This is a genomic window from Azovibrio restrictus DSM 23866, from assembly GCF_000429665.1.
In the GTDB taxonomy this organism is placed as follows: domain Bacteria; phylum Pseudomonadota; class Gammaproteobacteria; order Burkholderiales; family Rhodocyclaceae; genus Azovibrio; species Azovibrio restrictus.
Map to the genome: position 1 here is coordinate 278,225 of NZ_AUCH01000002.1, position 16,020 is coordinate 294,244.

Sequence of the window (16,020 nt, forward strand, 5' to 3'; positions counted from 1 at the left end):
CCTGCATGCGCTACTTCCACGACATTGGCGGGGTCCGCCACGCTTTTCCCGACCTGAAAGCCGTCATGGCCAAGGCCAGTCCCCTGCGTTCCGGGGACCTCCTGGCCGGGGTGGCGGCTGCCAGCGAGGAGGAGCGGGTGGCGGCCCGCCTGGTGCTGGCGGACCTGCCCCTGGGCCGCTTCCTGGAAGAAGCCCTGGTGCCTTATGAGGACGACGAGGTAACCCGGCTGATCCTGGACCGCCATGACCGGGCTGCCTTTGCCGAGATCAGCAGCCTTTCGGTGGGGGAATTCCGGGACTGGATACTGGCGGAGCATACCGACACCGCCACCCTGACCCGGGTGGCGCCAGGGATCACGCCGGAAATGGCGGCAGCGGTAAGCAAGCTGATGCGTAACCAGGACCTGATCCTGGCCGCCGGCAAGTGCCGGGTGGTGACCCGGTTTCGCAATACCCTGGGGCTGCCGGGCCGGCTGGCCGTGCGCCTGCAGCCCAATCACCCCACGGATGACCCCAAGGGAATTGCGGCCGCCATGCTCGACGGCCTGCTCTACGGCTGCGGCGACGCGGTGATCGGCATCAATCCGGCGACGGACAGCCTGCCGGCCATCGTTTCCCTGTTGCAGCTCATCGACGATCTGCGCCTGCGCTACGGGGTGCCCACCCAGAGCTGTGTCCTGACCCATGTCACCAACAGTCTGCGGGCCATGGAGCAGGGGGCGCCGGTGGACCTGGTGTTCCAGTCCATTGCCGGGACCGAACTGACCAATCGCAGTTTCGGCATCGACCTGGCCATGCTGGCCGAGGCCAACGGGGCAGCCCGCAGCCTGGGCCGGGGGAACCTGGGCAACAACGTGATGTATTTTGAAACCGGGCAGGGCAGCGCCCTCTCGGCCAATGGCCACCATGGCGTGGATCAGCAGACCCTGGAGGCCCGGGCCTATGCCGTGGCCAGGGAATTCCAGCCCCTGCTGGTGAATACGGTGGTGGGCTTCATCGGCCCGGAATACCTCTATGACGGCAAACAGATCATCCGCGCCGGCCTGGAGGACCATTTCTGCGGCAAGCTCCTGGGCCTGCCCATGGGCTGTGACATCTGCTACACCAATCACGCCGAGGCGGACCAGGATGACATGGATACCCTGCTCACCCTCCTGGGGGTGGCGGGGATCAATTTCGTCATCGGTGTGCCCGGTGCCGACGACATCATGCTCAACTACCAGAGCACCTCCTTCCATGATGCCCTCTACCTGCGGCAGGTTCTGGAACGGCGGCGGGCCCCCGAATTCGAGGCCTGGCTGGAAAGCATGGGCATCGTCGATCATCTGGGACGCCTGCTGCCCCAGTCGGCGCGGCAACCCCTGCTGCAGATGGCAGCAGGTTTTTGAAAAAGGAAAGGGCCATGGGACAACTGATCGTACCGGACAACTGGGACCAGTTACGCCGCCATACCCGGGCAAGGATTGCCCTGGGGCGGGCAGGGGTGAGCCTGCCCACCCGTGAGGTGCTGAATTTTTCCCTGGCCCATGCCCAGGCCAGGGATGCGGTACACCTGCCCCTGGACACAACAGCACTGGCCGGGGAACTGGCGCACCAGGGATTCCATCCCCTGCAGGTGCACAGTGCCGCCCCGGATCGGGCCGCTTATCTGCGCCGGCCTGACTGGGGGCGGCGGCTCGATGAGGCGGGCCGGGCCACCCTGCTGGCCGCCCGGCCGGTGGGGGAGTCCCCGGCGCTGGTCATCCTGGTGGCGGACGGACTTTCCTCCTTGGCGGTGAGCCGGCATGCGCCGCATGTACTGATGGAGCTGGCGGGGCATCTGCCGGAGCTGCCTGCCGCGCCCCTGGTCATCGCCAGGGAGGGCAGGGTGGCCCTGGGGGACGAGGTGGGGGAACTGCTCGGGGCCCGGCTGGTGGTGGTCTTGATCGGCGAGCGTCCCGGCCTTTCCTCGCCGGACAGCCTGGGCATCTATCTCACCTGGGCTCCCCGGGTGGGCTGCAACGACGCCGGCCGCAATTGCATCTCCAATGTCCGCCCAGAAGGTTTGTCTTACGCCCAGGCGGCCTGGAAGCTCGCCTACCTGATCAATGGGGCCCGGCGCCTGGGCTATACCGGTGTGCGCCTGAAGGACGATAGCGACACTCCGGCAGCCCTTGCCTCTCCCTGAGACGGCTGCGACCAAGCTTTTCGAGCGGCGCGAAATGTATTCACAAGCTATTGTTAAAAGGTGGCTTTTACATTTCGAGAGGAGCTGATCATGGACGAAGACATTTCCGTGAATGCCGTGGGCGACAGTGCTGCCGCCTGGCAGGGGGCCAAGGTGGAGGGCCATGGGGGACGCGCCGTGGAGCGGCAGAGCCAGCAGGCCAGCAACGTCCGCATCATGGAAGCCTCCATGAGTGTTTCCATCAAGGCTGGCGATGATTCCATGGCCCTGCTGTTTCGCAGCGCCATCGACCGGATCAACGAGGTCCTGGCGCCGGAACAGGGGCCCGATGCCATCCAGAACGCCATGGGCCAGGACAACTCTCCCGAGGCCACGGCGGGGCGCATCCTCAGCCTGTCCACCGGGTTTTACGAAGCCTATGCGGCCCAGCATCCGGGCGAGGACCCGGAAACCCTGGCCCGCAACTTCGTAGACCTGATCCGGGGCGGCTTCGAGAAGGGCTTCAACGAGGCCGTGGATATCCTCAAGGGTTTGCAGGTGTTCCAGGGCGAGGTGGAGAGCGGCGTGATGAAGACCTACGAGCTGGTGCAGAAAGGGCTGGACGATTTCCTGGCCGGCAAGTTGAAGCCTGTGGAAAGCAAGGTGGAGACCAGCGGGGAGGGCAGCTGAAGCAGAGCATGCACGCCTGTCGGGGCAGGTTTTTCCGGGCGGAACCGTGTCTGCCCGGGAGAGGGGGCTTGTGAGTCCGGGCCGGGCGTAGTTGAATGGCTGCATCGGGCCGCTCCTGGCCCCGGAATGGAGTGGTGCATGAGGGAGAAGGGGATGTCCGCTGCCTGGCGGTACTGCCTGCTGGCCTGTTTGTTGTGTCTGTCACAGCTGGCGCAGGCGGCCGGGGTGCCGGCAGTCCGGATGCAGCCGGCCCGGGACCTGCCCCAGGTGCTGGTGCTCATGTCCTACCACTACGGTTACAGCTGGGAGGACCGCATCCTCGAGGGGTTCGAGGAGTGGGGCGGAATTACCGCCGGGCGGCCGGTGCTGCATGTGGAGTGGATGGATACCAAACGGCACCGGGGCCTGGAGCAGCGCGCCCGGTTTGCCGCCTATCTGACCGAGAAGTACGCCGGGCAGCATTTCGACCTGGTCATGACGGCGGACGACAATGCCTTGGAATTTGCCCTGCAGCAGGAGATGCTGGCCGGCATTCCTATCGTCTTCGGCGGCATCAACGGGGACCCGCGCCAGATCATTGGCACCCGTTCCGGGGTGACCGGGGTGGCCGAACGCTTCGATCTGGTGCGCACCCTGCGCCTGGCCCTGGCCCTGCATCCCGAGGTGAAGCGGCTGGTGTTCATGACCACGGCCGACGAGTCGGGGGTGGGGACCCGCCAGCATCTTTCCGATGCCCTGGCGCGGCTGGGGACCGGGGTCCAGGTGGAGCACTGGGTGACCCGGCGCCTGGCGGAGGTGGAAGGGCGTCTGGCCGCCCTGGGGCCGGATGCCCTGCTGTTTGCCCTGGGCTCCCTGCCCCTGGAGGACGGGGGGCGGCCTTTCAGCCCGGAGGAGCTGGTGGCCTATGTCCATGCCCGCAGCAACTGTCCGGTCTATTCCGACCTGGATGCCACGGTGGGTCGGGGGGCCCTGGGAGGCTACATGAACAGCGGCCTGGAGAACGGCCGCCTGATGGCGCGCATGGCCCAGCACGTGCTGGCCGGGCAGCGCCCGGAGGAAATCCCCATCGTCTATGAAACTCCCCTGGCCCTGCTGTTCGATTACCGGGAGCTGCGGCGTTTCGGCATCGCCGAGCGGGACCTGCCTCGGGGCAGCCAGGTGCTGAACCGGCCACCCTCCATCTTCGATCCCGAATACCGCCATGCCCTGCTGGGGTTCAGTGGCGTCATCGCCCTGCTGCTTCTGGTCCTGGCCGGGGTGGTGCTCCGGGGCCGCCTGCTGGCTTCACGCCAGGCAGCCCTGCATCATCAGGCCACCCATGACGACCTGACCCGCCTGCCCAACCGGGCCTGGCTCAACGAACAGCTGCAGCAGGGGAAATGGGGCAGCGGATGCACCCTGGCCCTGGTGATGATGGATCTCAACCGTTTCCAGCTGATCAACGACACCTACGGCCATTCCTTTGGCGATGAGGTACTCACCAGCGTGGCAGACCGCCTGGCCGGGCTGCTGGATGGGAGGACCGAGCTGGTGCGTTTCAGCGGCGACTCCTTCGTCGTGCTGCGCCGGCTGGAGGACCCCCTGGAGCTGGGAGACTTCTGCGAACAGTGCGAACGGATTCTGGCCGAGCCTTTCCAGGTGAGCGGGCACCGCCTGTCCGTCTCGGCGGCTTTCGGCGCCACCCTGGCGGGGCCCGACGAGATCGACCGGGACCGGCTGCTGCGTGAGGCGGATACGGCCATGCACGAGGCCAAGCGGGAGCGGGGCAACCACGTGGTGGTGTTCGACCGGGACATCCACGAGCGGGCCCTGCGCCAGTTCCGCCTGGAAGCCTGGCTGCCCAATGCGGTGGCCCGGGGCGAGATCCAGGTCTATTTCCAGCCCATCGTCGAGGCCGGCAGCGGCGGCATTGCCGGCTTCGAAGCCCTGGCCCGCTGGCAGCATCCGGAACTGGGCTGGGTGCCGCCCCCCGAGTTCATCCGGGCCGCCATCGAGAGCGGCTGCATCCGGGAACTGACCCTGGGCATGCTGCGTGCCGCCTGCCGGGCCTTTCAGCCTTACCTGGAGGTGGTCTCACGGCCTTACCTGGGGGTGAATGTGTCGGTGAGCGACATCTACGCCGAGGACTTCCCCGGTCGGGTGGCCGCCATCCTGGCCGAGGAGCGGATGCCTCCCGAACGGCTGGTGCTGGAAGTCACCGAGGACATGCTGCTGGGGGATGTGGGCAATGCCACCCTGGTGCTGGGCCGCCTCAGGGAACTGGGGCTGCGCATCGCCATCGACGATTTCGGGACCGGCTATTCCTCCATGAGCTACCTGTCCAGCTTCATGGTGAACATCATCAAGATCGACCAGTCCTTCGTGCGCAACCTGACGACCAGCGCGTCCGACCAGAAGATCGTGCGCGCCATCGTCTCCATGGCGGCGGACCTGGAACTGAGCGTGGTCACCGAAGGGGTGGAAACCCCCGGGCAGCTGGAGCTGCTGCGCCAGCTGGGTTGCCGGCTGCTGCAGGGCTACATCTATGGCCGGCCGCAGCCGGCGGGCAGCTGGCTGCGGGAGGATGGACTGAACCGGGAAACCGGGATCAGACCTTGCGCAGATAGCAGGCCTTGAGCATGAAGGGGCTGCCCTCCACCTTGCAATCCACCTCGTGATCGCCGCCCACTAGGCGGATGCCCTTGATCTTGGTGCCCTGTTTCAGGGTGATGGAAGAACCCTTCACCTTCAGGTCCTTGATCAGCACCACCGTATCGCCGTTCTCGAGCAGGTTGCCGTTGGCGTCCCGGACCTGGTCGTCATCCTCATCCTGGGCCTTGCCTTCGCCGCCCACGGGCCATTCGTAGCCGCAATCGGCGCAGACCAGGTTGGGGCCGTCCTGGTAGGTGTTTTCCAGGGTGCATTGGGGGCAGGGAATGGTGGCCATGGGGAGATACCCGAAAGAATTGAGGGGGGCGAAGGATAAACCCAAATGCCGCCGGGGGCCATGTCACCCGGCTTGGGCATGGGTTGCGACCAGTTGCTCCAGGTCCCGGGCCAGGGCTGCCAGAGGGGTGTCCCAGTCGCCTCGGCTGGGCTGCCGGTAGAGCCGGGTGCGGGGGTACCAGGGGCTGTCGTTCCTGTCCTGGAGCCAGCGCCAGTCCGTCTTGTGTCGGGGCAGCAGCAGCCAGCAGGGCCGCCCCAGGGCCCCGGCCAGGTGGGCGGTGGAGGTATCCACGCTGATCAGCAGGTCCAGTTCTGCCAGCAGGGCGGCGGTGTCGGCAAAGTCTTGCAGCTGGGGCGCCAGGTCGGTCCAGGGCAGGGCGGGAATGCTGCGGCCCTGGGCCTCGCCTTTTTGCAGGCTGAAAAAATGCAGGCCCGGGATGGCGCCCAGGGGAGCGAGCCGCTCCAGGCTGTCCAGGGAGCGGTCCGCATCATTGCTGTGCCCGGGATTACCGCGCCAGACCAGGCCCACTTTCAGGGCACTGGGCGCTGCCTGGCGCACTAGGGGGGCGAGACGGGCCTGCCGTTCCGGCTCGGGGGCCAGGTAGGGGATGGGGGCGGGGATATTTTCCAGGGTGGTGCCGGCCTGCAGGGGCAGGCTGAGGAGCACGGTCCAGTAGTCGGCCCGGGGCAGCGGCCCGGCGGCTGGCGCCACGGGCAGGCACAGGTCCGGGCCGGCCAGGCCCTGCATCAGGGGGAGAAGCTCGGGCCGGCACATCTGGATCAGTTGCGCCGGCCCCCGGGTCTTGAGCCAGGACAGGTAGCGGCAGAACTGGATTTCGTCCCCCAGACCCTGCTCTGGCAGCACCAGGATGGTCTTGCCCTGCAGGTCTTCTCCCTGCCAGCGGGGACATGCCAGGGGGCCGCAATGGCGCTGCAGCAGTTCCAGGTTGCGCGGCGCCTGCAGCCGGGCTTCGTGCAGGCGCCAGCCTTCGGCAAAATGACCCCGGGCGAGCAGCATCTGGCCCAGGTTCAGGGCGTAGGCGGGGGATGCCGGTTCCAGGGCCAGGGCGGCGCGAAAGTGCTGTTCGGCCTCGGCGCTGCGGCCCTGGTCATGGAGCAGGACGCCCAGGTTGGAGTGGCTGGCGGCGTGCCCGGGGTCGGCGGCGAGGGCTTGCCGGTAATGGGCTTCCGCCGCCTCCCAGCGGCCCAGGGTGGTCAGGACGTTGGCCAGGTTGGCGCGGATGGCGGCGCTGGCCGGGGCCAGGGCCAGGGCCTGCTCCTGGCAGGCCAGGGCTTCTTCCAGCCGTCCCTGGCTTTCCAGGCTCAGTCCCAGGTTGCTGTGCAGGTGGGCGTCGTCCGGGGTCCGGGCCAGGGCCTGGCGGAACAGGGCTGCGGCGGCGCTGGAGTGGCCCAGGTTTTCCAGGATCAGGCCGAGCTGGTTGGCCGCATCGCTGCGTTCCGGATGGCTGGCCAGGAGTCGCCGCCAATAGTCGGCCGCCAGGGCTTCCTGGCCGGTCCCTTCCGCTCCCAGGGCGGCGATTTCCAGCAACTCCTCGTCTTCGGGCTGTAGGCTCAGGCCCAGGCGCGCCAGGTGCAGGGCCTCGGCGTGGCGCCGACCCAGCAGGGCCTGGCCGGCCGCTTCGGCAAAGGGGTTGCCGCTCATTCGTGGCGCAGGGCTTCGATGGGGTCCAGGCTGGCGGCCCGGCGCGCCGGCATGTAGCCGAACACCACGCCGATGGCGGCGGAGAAGGCGAAGGCCAGCAGGTTGATGCCCGGGTCGAACATGAAGGGCATGTGCATCAGGGCGGAGAGGCCCAGGCAGGTGAGCAGGGCCAGCAGGATGCCGACCACGCCGCCCAGGGCCGACAGGGCTACGGCCTCGATCAGGAACTGCAGCAGCACCTCGTGTTCCAGGGCGCCGATGGCGAGCCGGATACCGATTTCCCGGGTCCGCTCTGTGACCGAGACCAGCATGATGTTCATGATGCCGATGCCGCCCACCAGCAGGCTCACCGCCGCCACCGCGCCGAGCAGGGCGGTCATGGTGCCGATGGTGCCCGAGAGGGCCTGGGCGATCTGCTTGGTGTCCATCAGGTTGAAGTTGTCGTCGTCGTTCTCGGCCAGCTTGCGCCGTTCCCGCATCAGCTGGCGGATCTGCGCCATCACCCGGGAGGTGTCGGCGCCGTCCTGCATGGAGATCATCAGGGTGGCCACGTCCTGGTTGCCGGTCAGGCGGCGCTGGGCCGTGAGCAGGGGAATCACCACCACGTCATCCTGGTCCATGCCCATGGCGCCCTGGCCCTTGCTGGCCAGGAGGCCGATGATTTCACAGGAGAAATTCTTGATGCGCAGCTCCGCGCCGAGGGGGTTCTGGTGGCCGAACAGCTTGTCCCGCACCGTGTTGCCGATGACGCAGACGGCCCGGCCCACCTTCTCGTCCTCGTCGGAGAACTGGCGGCCAGCCGCCAGCTTCCAGTTGCCGGTGATGAAGTAGGCATTGGTGGTGCCGCTCACCGTGGAGGACCAGTTTTCGTTGCCGGCCACCAGGGTGACGCTGCTGCCCACCACCGGGGCCACGGCCTGGAGGGCGGAGACCTGGCTCTTGATCGCCTCCGCATCGGCAACCCGGAACTTGGGGGCGCCGGCTTCGTCCCGGCCGGGGCCCAGGCGCTGGCCGGGGCGCATGATCAGCAGGTTGCTGCCGAGGCTGGAAATCTGTTCCGCCACCATGCGGGTGGCGCCGTTACCCAGGGTCACCATGGTGATCACCGCCGCCACCCCGATGACGATGCCCAGTATGGTCAGGAAGGAGCGCATCAGGTTGCGCCGGATTTCCCGCAGGGCCAGCAGCAGGGCATTCATCAGCATGGGCGGGCCTCCTGGGCGTCGTCGCTGGCCACCTGGCCGTCCACGAAGTGCACGATGCGGGAGGCGTAAGTGGCCATGTCCGGCTCGTGGGTCACCATCAGCACGGTGATGCCCTGTTCCTGGTTGAGGCGGACCAGCAGCTCCATGATCTCGTGGCTGCGCTTGCTGTCCAGGTTGCCGGTGGGTTCATCCGCCAGCAGCACCAGGGGACGGGTGACGATGGCCCGGGCGATGGCGACCCGCTGCTGCTGGCCGCCGGACAGCTCCGCCGGGGTATGGTGCTCCCAGCCCGACAGGCCCACCAGGGCCAGGGCGTCCAGGGCCGCCTGGTGGCGGGCGGCGGGGGATTCACCCCGGTAGAGCAGGGGCAGTTCCACGTTTTCCTGGGCCGAGGTCCGGGCCAGCAGGTTGAAGCCCTGGAATACGAAGCCCAGGTAATGGCGGCGCAGCAGGGCCCGCTGGTTGCGGTCCAGGTCTTCCACATGCACCCCCTGGAACAGGTAAGTCCCGGTGCTCGGGGTGTCCAGGCAGCCCAGGATGTTCATGGCCGTGGACTTGCCTGAGCCGCTGGGGCCCATCACGGCCAGGAATTCCCCTTGCTGGATGCTCAGGTCCACCCCGCTCAGGGCCTGGAAAGCAGCCTGGCCCTGGCCGTAGGTCTTGGTGATGCCCTGGAACTCGATCAGCGGGGCGGCGGGTGCCGAGTTCATTTGCGGGCTTCCTGGTACTCGGTGATCACGGCCATGCCGGGCTGCAGTGCGCCGCCCAGCACTTCCGTGTAGCGGCCGTTGCTGACCCCGGTCTTGATGTTGATGGCCACCGGCTGGCCCTCCTGCAGCACCCATACCTGGGGCTCCTGGTCCTTGCCCTGGGGCTGGGGCTTCTTCGCCGGTGCGCTCCGGGGCGGTCCCGGCATCAGGCGGGACACGAAGCTGCGCTGATCTTCGCCGGCGCCGGCCTTGGGCGGGGTGAAGCGCAGGGCGGCATTGGGCACCAGCAGGGCCTGTTCGCGCCGGGCGGTGATGATTTCCGTCGAGGCGGTCATGCCCGGGCGCAGGGCCAGGTCGTCGTTGCGCACCTGCAGCACCGTGGTGTAGGTGACCACGTTGTCGGTGGTGGTGGAACCCAGGTCCACCCGCTCCACCTGGGCGGGAAACTTGCGCCCGGCCCAGGCGGCCACGGTGAAGGTGGCATCCTGGCCCTGCTGCACCTGGCCCACGTCGGCTTCATCCACGTTTACATGCAGTTCCATCTGGGTCAGGTCCTCGGCGATGTTGAACAGTACCGGAATGGTCATGGCCGCCACCACGGTCTGGCCCGGTTCCACCTTGCGGGTCAGCACCACCCCGTCCACCGGGGAGCGGATCGTGGCTTTCTGGACGTTGGTCTCGTCGGTCTTCAGGGCGGCCCGGGTCTGGATCACCGTGGCCCGGGCGCTGGCCAGGTTGGCCTCGGCCCGCTTCAGGGCCGCTTCGGCGCTGTCCAGCTCGGTCTTGGCGGGTACCTTGCCGCCCGAAAGTTCCGCCACCTGGCGCATGCGGGCCAGGCTGGCCCGGCTTTCCGCCAGGGTGGCTTCCATCTGGGCCACCTGGGCCTCGGCGGCGGCCACGGCGGCCTGGGACTTGACCACGGCATCCTTGAGCTTGGCCGTATCCAGCTGGGCCAGCAGCTGGCCCTTGCTGACCCGGTCGTTTTCCTGCACCAGTACCGATTCCAGGGTGCCGGACAGTTCGCTGCCCACATCCACGGAGCGGGTCGGCTTCAGGGTGCCGCTGGCGGCGACGCTCACCGTCAGGGGGCCCTGGCTTACCTCCTCGGTGCTGTAGGTCAGGGTCCGGGGGGCACTGCGGCTGGCCAGGAACAGGAGCAGCAGTACCAAGAGGGCGCCGATGCCCCAGAGCCAGCGCTTTTTCAGCCAGCCGGAAGACCTGGAGCCGCTGCCCCGGCGTTGCAGCAATTCCTGGAGGGAGCCGGTGTTGTTGTCGGGTGTGCTCATGATGGATCTTTGTTCTCGGAGGAGGTGGGGGCGGCGGGATCCCAGCCGCCGCCCAGGGCCTTGTAGAGCTGGATCACGGCGGTGAGGATGTCGCTCCTGGCACTGACCAGGTTGTCTTCGGCGCTGAGCTGGGTGCGCTGGGTTTCCAGCACGCTCTGGAAGTCGGTGAGGCCGGCCTGGTACATCTGGCTGGCCAGGCTGGCGGCGTTCCGGGCCGCCTCGGCGGCCTGGGCCCGGCGGGCTTCCTTTTCCCGGCTGGTGGCGTAGGCCACCAGGGCGTTTTCCACGTCTTCCAGGGCCGTGAGCAGGGTCTGTTCGTAGCTCACCAGGGCCTGTTCCTGGATGGCATCCTGGATGGCGATCTGGCTGCGGATGCGGCCCCCGTCGAAGAGGGTGGCGGCGAGGCTGGCGGCGAGGGAATGGGTGACGCTGCTGCCGCCGCCCAGGGCCGAATAGCTCAGGGCCTGCCAGCCGAAGCTGCCGCTCAGCTTGAGGCTGGGGTAGCGGGCCGCCACCTTTTCATCCACCCGGGCGGTTTCGGCCCGCAGGGTCTGTTCGGCGGCCAGGACATCGGGCCGGCGGCGCAGGGTGTCGGCGGGAATGCCGCTGGCGATCTGCTCCGGCGCCCGGGGCAGGGGGCGGACCTCGGCCAGCCGGGCGTGCAGGCTGCCCGGGGTCTGGCCCAGGAGGATGTCGAGCCGGTGCTGGCTGGCGGTGAGGCTGTTTTCCAGGGCCGGCAGGGTGGCCCGGGTCTGCTCCAGGCTGCTGCGCGCCTGTTCCACGTCGAGCTCGGTCACCAGCCCGGCGGCGGCGCGCCAGCGGGTGATCTCCAGGGTTTCCTGCTGGCTGGCGGCGTTCTTGCGGGCGATCTGCAGGCGCTCCTGGTAGGCCCGGTATTCCACGTAGTTGCGGGCGATTTCCGCCACCAGGGTGACCCGGGTATTTTCCAGGCTGGCGGCCTGGGCGGCCAGGTCCGCCTCGGCGCCGCTGACGGCGCTGCGGGTGGCGCCGAAGATGTCGGGTTCCCAGCTGGCGTCGAAACCGGCGTTGTAGAGGCTGCGGCTGCTGCTGTTGCCGCCGCTGGTTTCCTCGCTGGCCCGGGAGCGGCTGCTGCCGGTGGACACGCCCAGGTTGGGAAACAGGCCGGCGCTGGTCAGGTCCCGGGTGGCCCTGGCCTGGCGCAGGCGGATCTGGGCGGCGCGCAGGTCGGGGGCCCGCTCCAGGCCCTGGCTGATCAGTTCGTCCAGCAGCGGGTCCTGCAACTGCTGCCACCAGCGGGCCAGGGCTTCCGGGCTGCCGGGATCGGCCAGGGGGGCCTGCTGCCAGCGTTCCGGGACCACCACGCTGGAGAGGCGCAGGCTCAGGTCCGGGGCGGGGCTGAAGAGGGCGCAGCCGCCCAGGCAGCCGGCAGCCAGGAGGGCGATGACCAGGGGGCGGACTGGCGGGTGCAGAGGGGTAGGGGGAGTCATGGTTTTCGAGTGTGGGCCGGCGCCCATGCCGGCGGAGAATGCTGCGCAGTGTAATCAATGCCCCGCTCCGGGAACAGGCGCCATGCCCCGGTTTTACAGTCGGTAACGACTGGGGCGGCCCAGGTTAAGTTGGGTAAATGGGCCAGGGGGAAAGCGGCGGGGGAAAACGGCGGCCTGGCCAAAGGGCATATCGTGCTACACTGCGCGCCCTTCGGGATCCGGCTTCAGTCTTCCGGCTCCTGTCTCCAGGACGATTCCGTCCTTGTTTCTTCCCTGACGTATGTCAGCCCAGACTGGCCTGCCCCAAGCAGGTGGCCGGCATCGGGAGTCCTACCCCATGAAATTCACCGAACTGGGCCTGTTGCCCGAGTTGCTGCGCGCCGTTGACGACACCGGCTACACCGATCCCACCCCCATCCAGCGGGAAGCCATTCCCGTGGTGCTCCAGGGCCGCGACCTGATGGCCTGCGCCCAGACCGGCACCGGCAAGACTGCCGGCTTCACCCTGCCGCTGCTGCAGCGGCTGATGGCCGGGCGCAAGGATCGCCTGAGCCGTTCCGCCAGCAAGTCCCCCCGGGCCCTGGTGCTGGCCCCCACCCGGGAACTGGCCCTGCAGGTGGAGGAGAGCGTGCGCACCTATGGCAAGCACCTGCCCCTGACCTCCCTGGCCATGTTCGGCGGGGTGGGTATGAATCCCCAGATCGCCGCCCTGCGCCGGGGCGTGGATATCCTGGTGGCCTGTCCGGGCCGCCTGCTGGACCATGTGAACCAGCGCACCCTGGACCTTTCCGCCGTGGAAATCCTGGTCCTGGACGAGGCCGACCGGATGCTGGACATGGGTTTCATCCGCGACATCCGCAAGATCCTGGCCCTGCTGCCTGCCAAGGGCCAGCGCCAGAACCTGATGTTCTCCGCCACCTTCTCCGATGAAATCAAGCAGCTGGCCGCCGGCTTCCTGCACGATCCGGCCTACGTGGAAGTGGCGCGCCGCAACACGCCCGCCGAATCCGTGCTGCAGACCGTGATTCCCCTGGACAAGGATCGCAAGAAGGATGCCCTGCTGCACCTCTTCGAGACCCGGGGCTGGCATCAGGTGCTGATCTTCACCCGCACCAAGCATGGGGCCGACGCCCTGTCCCGCTCCCTGGAAAAGAGCGGCATCCGCTCCGCCGCCCTGCACGGCAACAAGACCCAGGGTGCTCGGGTGCGGGCCCTGACCGAGTTCAAGGAGGGCAAGCTGGTGGCTTTGGTGGCCACCGACATCGCAGCCCGGGGCATCGACATCGACCAGCTGCCCTACGTGATCAACTACGAGCTGCCCAATATCGCCGAGGATTACGTGCACCGTATCGGCCGTACCGGCCGGGCCGGGGCCGAGGGGGAGGCCTATTCCCTGGTCTGCCACGACGAGAAGGACTACCTGAAGGGCATCGAGCGCCTGATCAAGAAGGATCTGGAGCGGCTGGTGCTGCCCGGTTTCGAGCCCCTGATGACCCTGGAAAACCCGGCCAAGCCCAATCCGCCCAAGTCGGGTCAGGGGCAGGGCCGGGGCGGTCAGGGCCAGGGCCGCGGCCAGCAGGCGGCCGCGCCCCGGCGTAGCGAGGGCGGCCAGCCCGGCGCAGGGCGCCGCGGTGGCGGGGGTTCCGGCCGGGGTGGCAGCGGCAATGGTAATGGTGGTGGCAATGGCGGCGGCCGGCCTGGTGGCGGCGGCGGGCAGCACCGTAATGGCAGCCGCCACCACTGATCCGGGCGGCTCCCTCGGGAGGGCGCCGGGATCGCCCGGCGGCTTTCCCGGCGGGCGCCTTGCCGGTCCCGCTCAGGGGCTGGCGGCGGGGCCGGTGTTCCTGAGCCGGCTTTCCGTGGTAGAAACCGGGCTTCCTGCCTGAATCATCCTAAAAACCTCACCACAGAGACACAAAGACACAGAGAAGTTCAAAAAAACAATGGCTTGCATTATCTTCTGCGCTCACCTAGAAAGTGACCTGGCCTTCCAGGACAAGTCTTTGTTTTTCCTCGGCGTCTCTGTGCCTCTGTGGTTTAACTGAGGTTTTAAGGATCATTTGCGGCCGCCCTGGCGGCCTTTCTTGCCATGACGCACGAACAGCTCTGGGTTTTCGGTTTGCTGCTGGCCTGTGTGACCGCGTTCATCGTCAACCGGCCGCGCATGGACGTGGTGGCCCTGATGGCGCTGGTGGCCCTGGTGCTTGGGGGCACCCTGAGCCCGGCCGAGGCCCTGGCCGGATTCAGCGAACCCAGCGTACTCCTGATTGCTGCCTTCTTCGTCATAGGCGAGGGCCTGGTCCGCACCGGGATTGCCTACCGGGTCGGGGACTGGCTGGTGCATAAGGCCGGCAGTGACGAGACCCGGCTGATCGTCCTGATGATGCTGTCCGTGGGCCTCCTGGGCTCGGTGATGAGCTCCACCGGGGTGGTGGCCATCTTCATTCCCGTGGCCCTGAGTGTCGCTTCCCGCCTGGGGCTGGCCCCGGGGCGGCTGATGATGCCCCTCTCCTTCGCGGCCCTGATCAGCGGCATGCTCACCCTGGTGGCGACGCCGCCCAACCTGGTCATGAACAGCGAACTGGAGCGGGCCGGTGTTGCCGGCTTCGGCTTCTTCTCCTTCACCCCCGTGGGGCTCCTGGCCCTGGGTCTGGGCATCGTCTACATGCTGTTCGCCCGTCACTGGCTGGGAACGGCGCCGCGCAAGGGGCCCCGGGGTGAGCGTCCGCGCCGGCGCATGCTGGAGCTGGCCCGGGACTACGAACTGGAGGGCCGGGTGCTGCGCCTCCTGGTGCGTCCGGATTCTCCCCTGGTGGGGCGCACCCTGGGGGAGCTGCGGCTGCGCACCCGCCTGGGCTTGAACGTGATCGGCCTGGAACGCCAGCGCCATTTGCGCCTGGCCCTGCTGGAGGCGGGTCCGGGCCGGGAACTGCAGGCCGGGGATACCTTGTTGCTGCTGTGCGACCCCCTGCAGGTGAATTTTCTCACCCTGGGGCGTGAGCACGGCCTGGAATCCCGCCCTTTCCGGGAGGATTCCTTCGCCGATTCCTCCCGGGAAATGGGGTTGGCCGAGGTGGTGCTGCCGCCGGAATCCAGCCTGATCGGCAAGACGGTGCTGGAACTGGGGTTCCGCACCCGCTACGGCCTGCACGTGGTGGGACTGCGGCGCCGTCGCCGGGCCCAGGGGAGTGGTCTGGACCGGAAGCTGCGCATGGGGGACACCCTGCTGGTAGCGGGAAGCTGGAAGGCCATCCGCCAGTTGCAGGGCTGCAGCCAGGATTTCCTGGTGCTCAACCTGCCGGCGGAACTGGACGAGGCGGCACCGGCGGGCAGGCGGGCGCCCTTTGCCATCCTCACCCTGCTGTTGACCGTGGGGTTGATGATCAGCGGCCTGGTGCCGCCGGTGATCGCCGCCTTCATCGGCTGCCTGCTGATGGGGGCTTTCCGCTGCGTCGATCTGGAAAGCGCCTACCGGGCCATCAACTGGCAGTGCCTGATCCTCATTGTCGGTATGCTGCCCTTTGCCACCGCCCTGCAGAAAACCGGCGGCATCGACCTGGTGGTGCAGGGGCTCCTGGCCCTGACCGGGGGCGATTCGCCGCGCCTGGTGCTGGCCAGTCTGTTCCTGCTCACCGCCCTGGTGGGGCTGTTCATTTCCAATACCGCCACGGCGGTGCTGATGGCGCCCGTGGCCATGGCTACGGCCAGCCAGCTGGGGCTGTCCCCCTATCCTTTCGCCATGACCGTGGCCGTGGCGGCCTCGGCCGCCTTCATGACTCCGGTTTCTTCGCCGGTGAATACCCTGGTGCTGGTGCCGGGCCAGTACCGCTTTTCCGACTACCTGCGTCTGGGCGTGCCGTTCACGGTCCTGCTGCTGCTGGTGTGCGTGCTGGTGCTGCCCTGGCTGTTCCCCTGGCGGTGAGGCC

General features: G+C 67.9%; 12 protein-coding genes. 6 read left to right on the forward strand and 6 right to left on the reverse strand.

Going from position 1 to position 16,020, the window contains the following annotated elements; all coding sequences use genetic code 11:
* The first annotated feature begins 5 nt into the window (after positions 1–5).
* The 4 genes from G474_RS0103290 (at position 6) to G474_RS21830 (ending at position 5,452) form a co-directional block, all read left to right on the forward strand.
* Positions 6–1,388 carry an ethanolamine ammonia-lyase subunit EutB gene (locus G474_RS0103290; protein ID WP_026685730.1) on the forward strand — a complete coding sequence of 461 codons (1,383 nt, stop codon included), beginning with the start codon at positions 6–8 and terminating at the stop codon, positions 1,386–1,388.
* Positions 1,389–1,402: 14 nt separating this feature from the next.
* On the forward strand, positions 1,403–2,167 hold the full coding sequence (gene eutC / locus G474_RS0103295) for an ethanolamine ammonia-lyase subunit EutC (RefSeq protein WP_026685731.1): 765 nt from the start codon (positions 1,403–1,405) through the stop codon (positions 2,165–2,167).
* Positions 2,168–2,257: 90 nt separating this feature from the next.
* Positions 2,258–2,836 (forward strand): DUF5610 domain-containing protein, encoded by a 579-nt coding sequence (locus G474_RS0103300; protein ID WP_026685732.1) that lies wholly within the window; start codon positions 2,258–2,260, stop codon positions 2,834–2,836.
* A gap of 153 nt (positions 2,837–2,989) precedes the next feature.
* Positions 2,990–5,452, forward strand: coding sequence for a putative bifunctional diguanylate cyclase/phosphodiesterase (locus G474_RS21830; protein ID WP_051281771.1), 2,463 nt, complete (start codon positions 2,990–2,992; stop codon positions 5,450–5,452).
* Here G474_RS21830 and G474_RS0103310 read toward each other — a convergent pair.
* The 6 genes from G474_RS0103310 to G474_RS0103335 form a co-directional block, all read right to left on the reverse strand.
* Positions 5,424–5,762 (reverse strand): zinc ribbon domain-containing protein YjdM, encoded by a 339-nt coding sequence (locus G474_RS0103310; RefSeq protein WP_026685733.1) that lies wholly within the window; start codon positions 5,760–5,762, stop codon positions 5,424–5,426. The two genes, G474_RS21830 and G474_RS0103310, sit on opposite strands and share 29 nt — an antisense overlap.
* A gap of 63 nt (positions 5,763–5,825) precedes the next feature.
* Positions 5,826–7,424 (reverse strand): tetratricopeptide repeat protein, encoded by a 1,599-nt coding sequence (locus tag G474_RS19360; RefSeq protein WP_051281773.1) that lies wholly within the window; start codon positions 7,422–7,424, stop codon positions 5,826–5,828.
* A complete protein-coding gene (locus G474_RS0103320) occupies positions 7,421–8,629 on the reverse strand; it encodes an ABC transporter permease (RefSeq protein WP_026685734.1) in 1,209 nt (402 codons plus the stop codon). Before G474_RS0103320 ends, G474_RS19360 begins: the two co-directional genes overlap by 4 nt.
* On the reverse strand, positions 8,623–9,339 hold the full coding sequence (locus G474_RS0103325) for an ABC transporter ATP-binding protein (protein ID WP_026685735.1): 717 nt from the start codon (positions 9,337–9,339) through the stop codon (positions 8,623–8,625). Before G474_RS0103325 ends, G474_RS0103320 begins: the two co-directional genes overlap by 7 nt.
* The gene (locus G474_RS0103330; RefSeq protein WP_026685736.1) at positions 9,336–10,625 is read right to left on the reverse strand and encodes an efflux RND transporter periplasmic adaptor subunit; all 1,290 of its coding nucleotides are present in this window, start codon (positions 10,623–10,625) and stop codon (positions 9,336–9,338) included. The genes G474_RS0103325 and G474_RS0103330 overlap by 4 nt, the downstream gene beginning before the upstream one ends.
* Positions 10,622–12,094 (reverse strand): efflux transporter outer membrane subunit, encoded by a 1,473-nt coding sequence (locus G474_RS0103335; protein ID WP_026685737.1) that lies wholly within the window; start codon positions 12,092–12,094, stop codon positions 10,622–10,624. Before G474_RS0103335 ends, G474_RS0103330 begins: the two co-directional genes overlap by 4 nt.
* A gap of 337 nt (positions 12,095–12,431) precedes the next feature.
* On the opposite strand from G474_RS0103335, the gene G474_RS0103340 reads away from it, so the two are divergent.
* Both G474_RS0103340 and G474_RS0103345 read left to right on the forward strand, forming a co-directional pair.
* Positions 12,432–13,838, forward strand: coding sequence for a DEAD/DEAH box helicase (locus tag G474_RS0103340; RefSeq protein WP_026685738.1), 1,407 nt, complete (start codon positions 12,432–12,434; stop codon positions 13,836–13,838).
* A gap of 345 nt (positions 13,839–14,183) precedes the next feature.
* Complete coding sequence (locus G474_RS0103345) at positions 14,184–16,016, forward strand: SLC13 family permease (protein ID WP_026685739.1); 1,833 nt, start codon at positions 14,184–14,186, stop codon at positions 16,014–16,016.
* Positions 16,017–16,020: the final 4 nt, after the last annotated feature.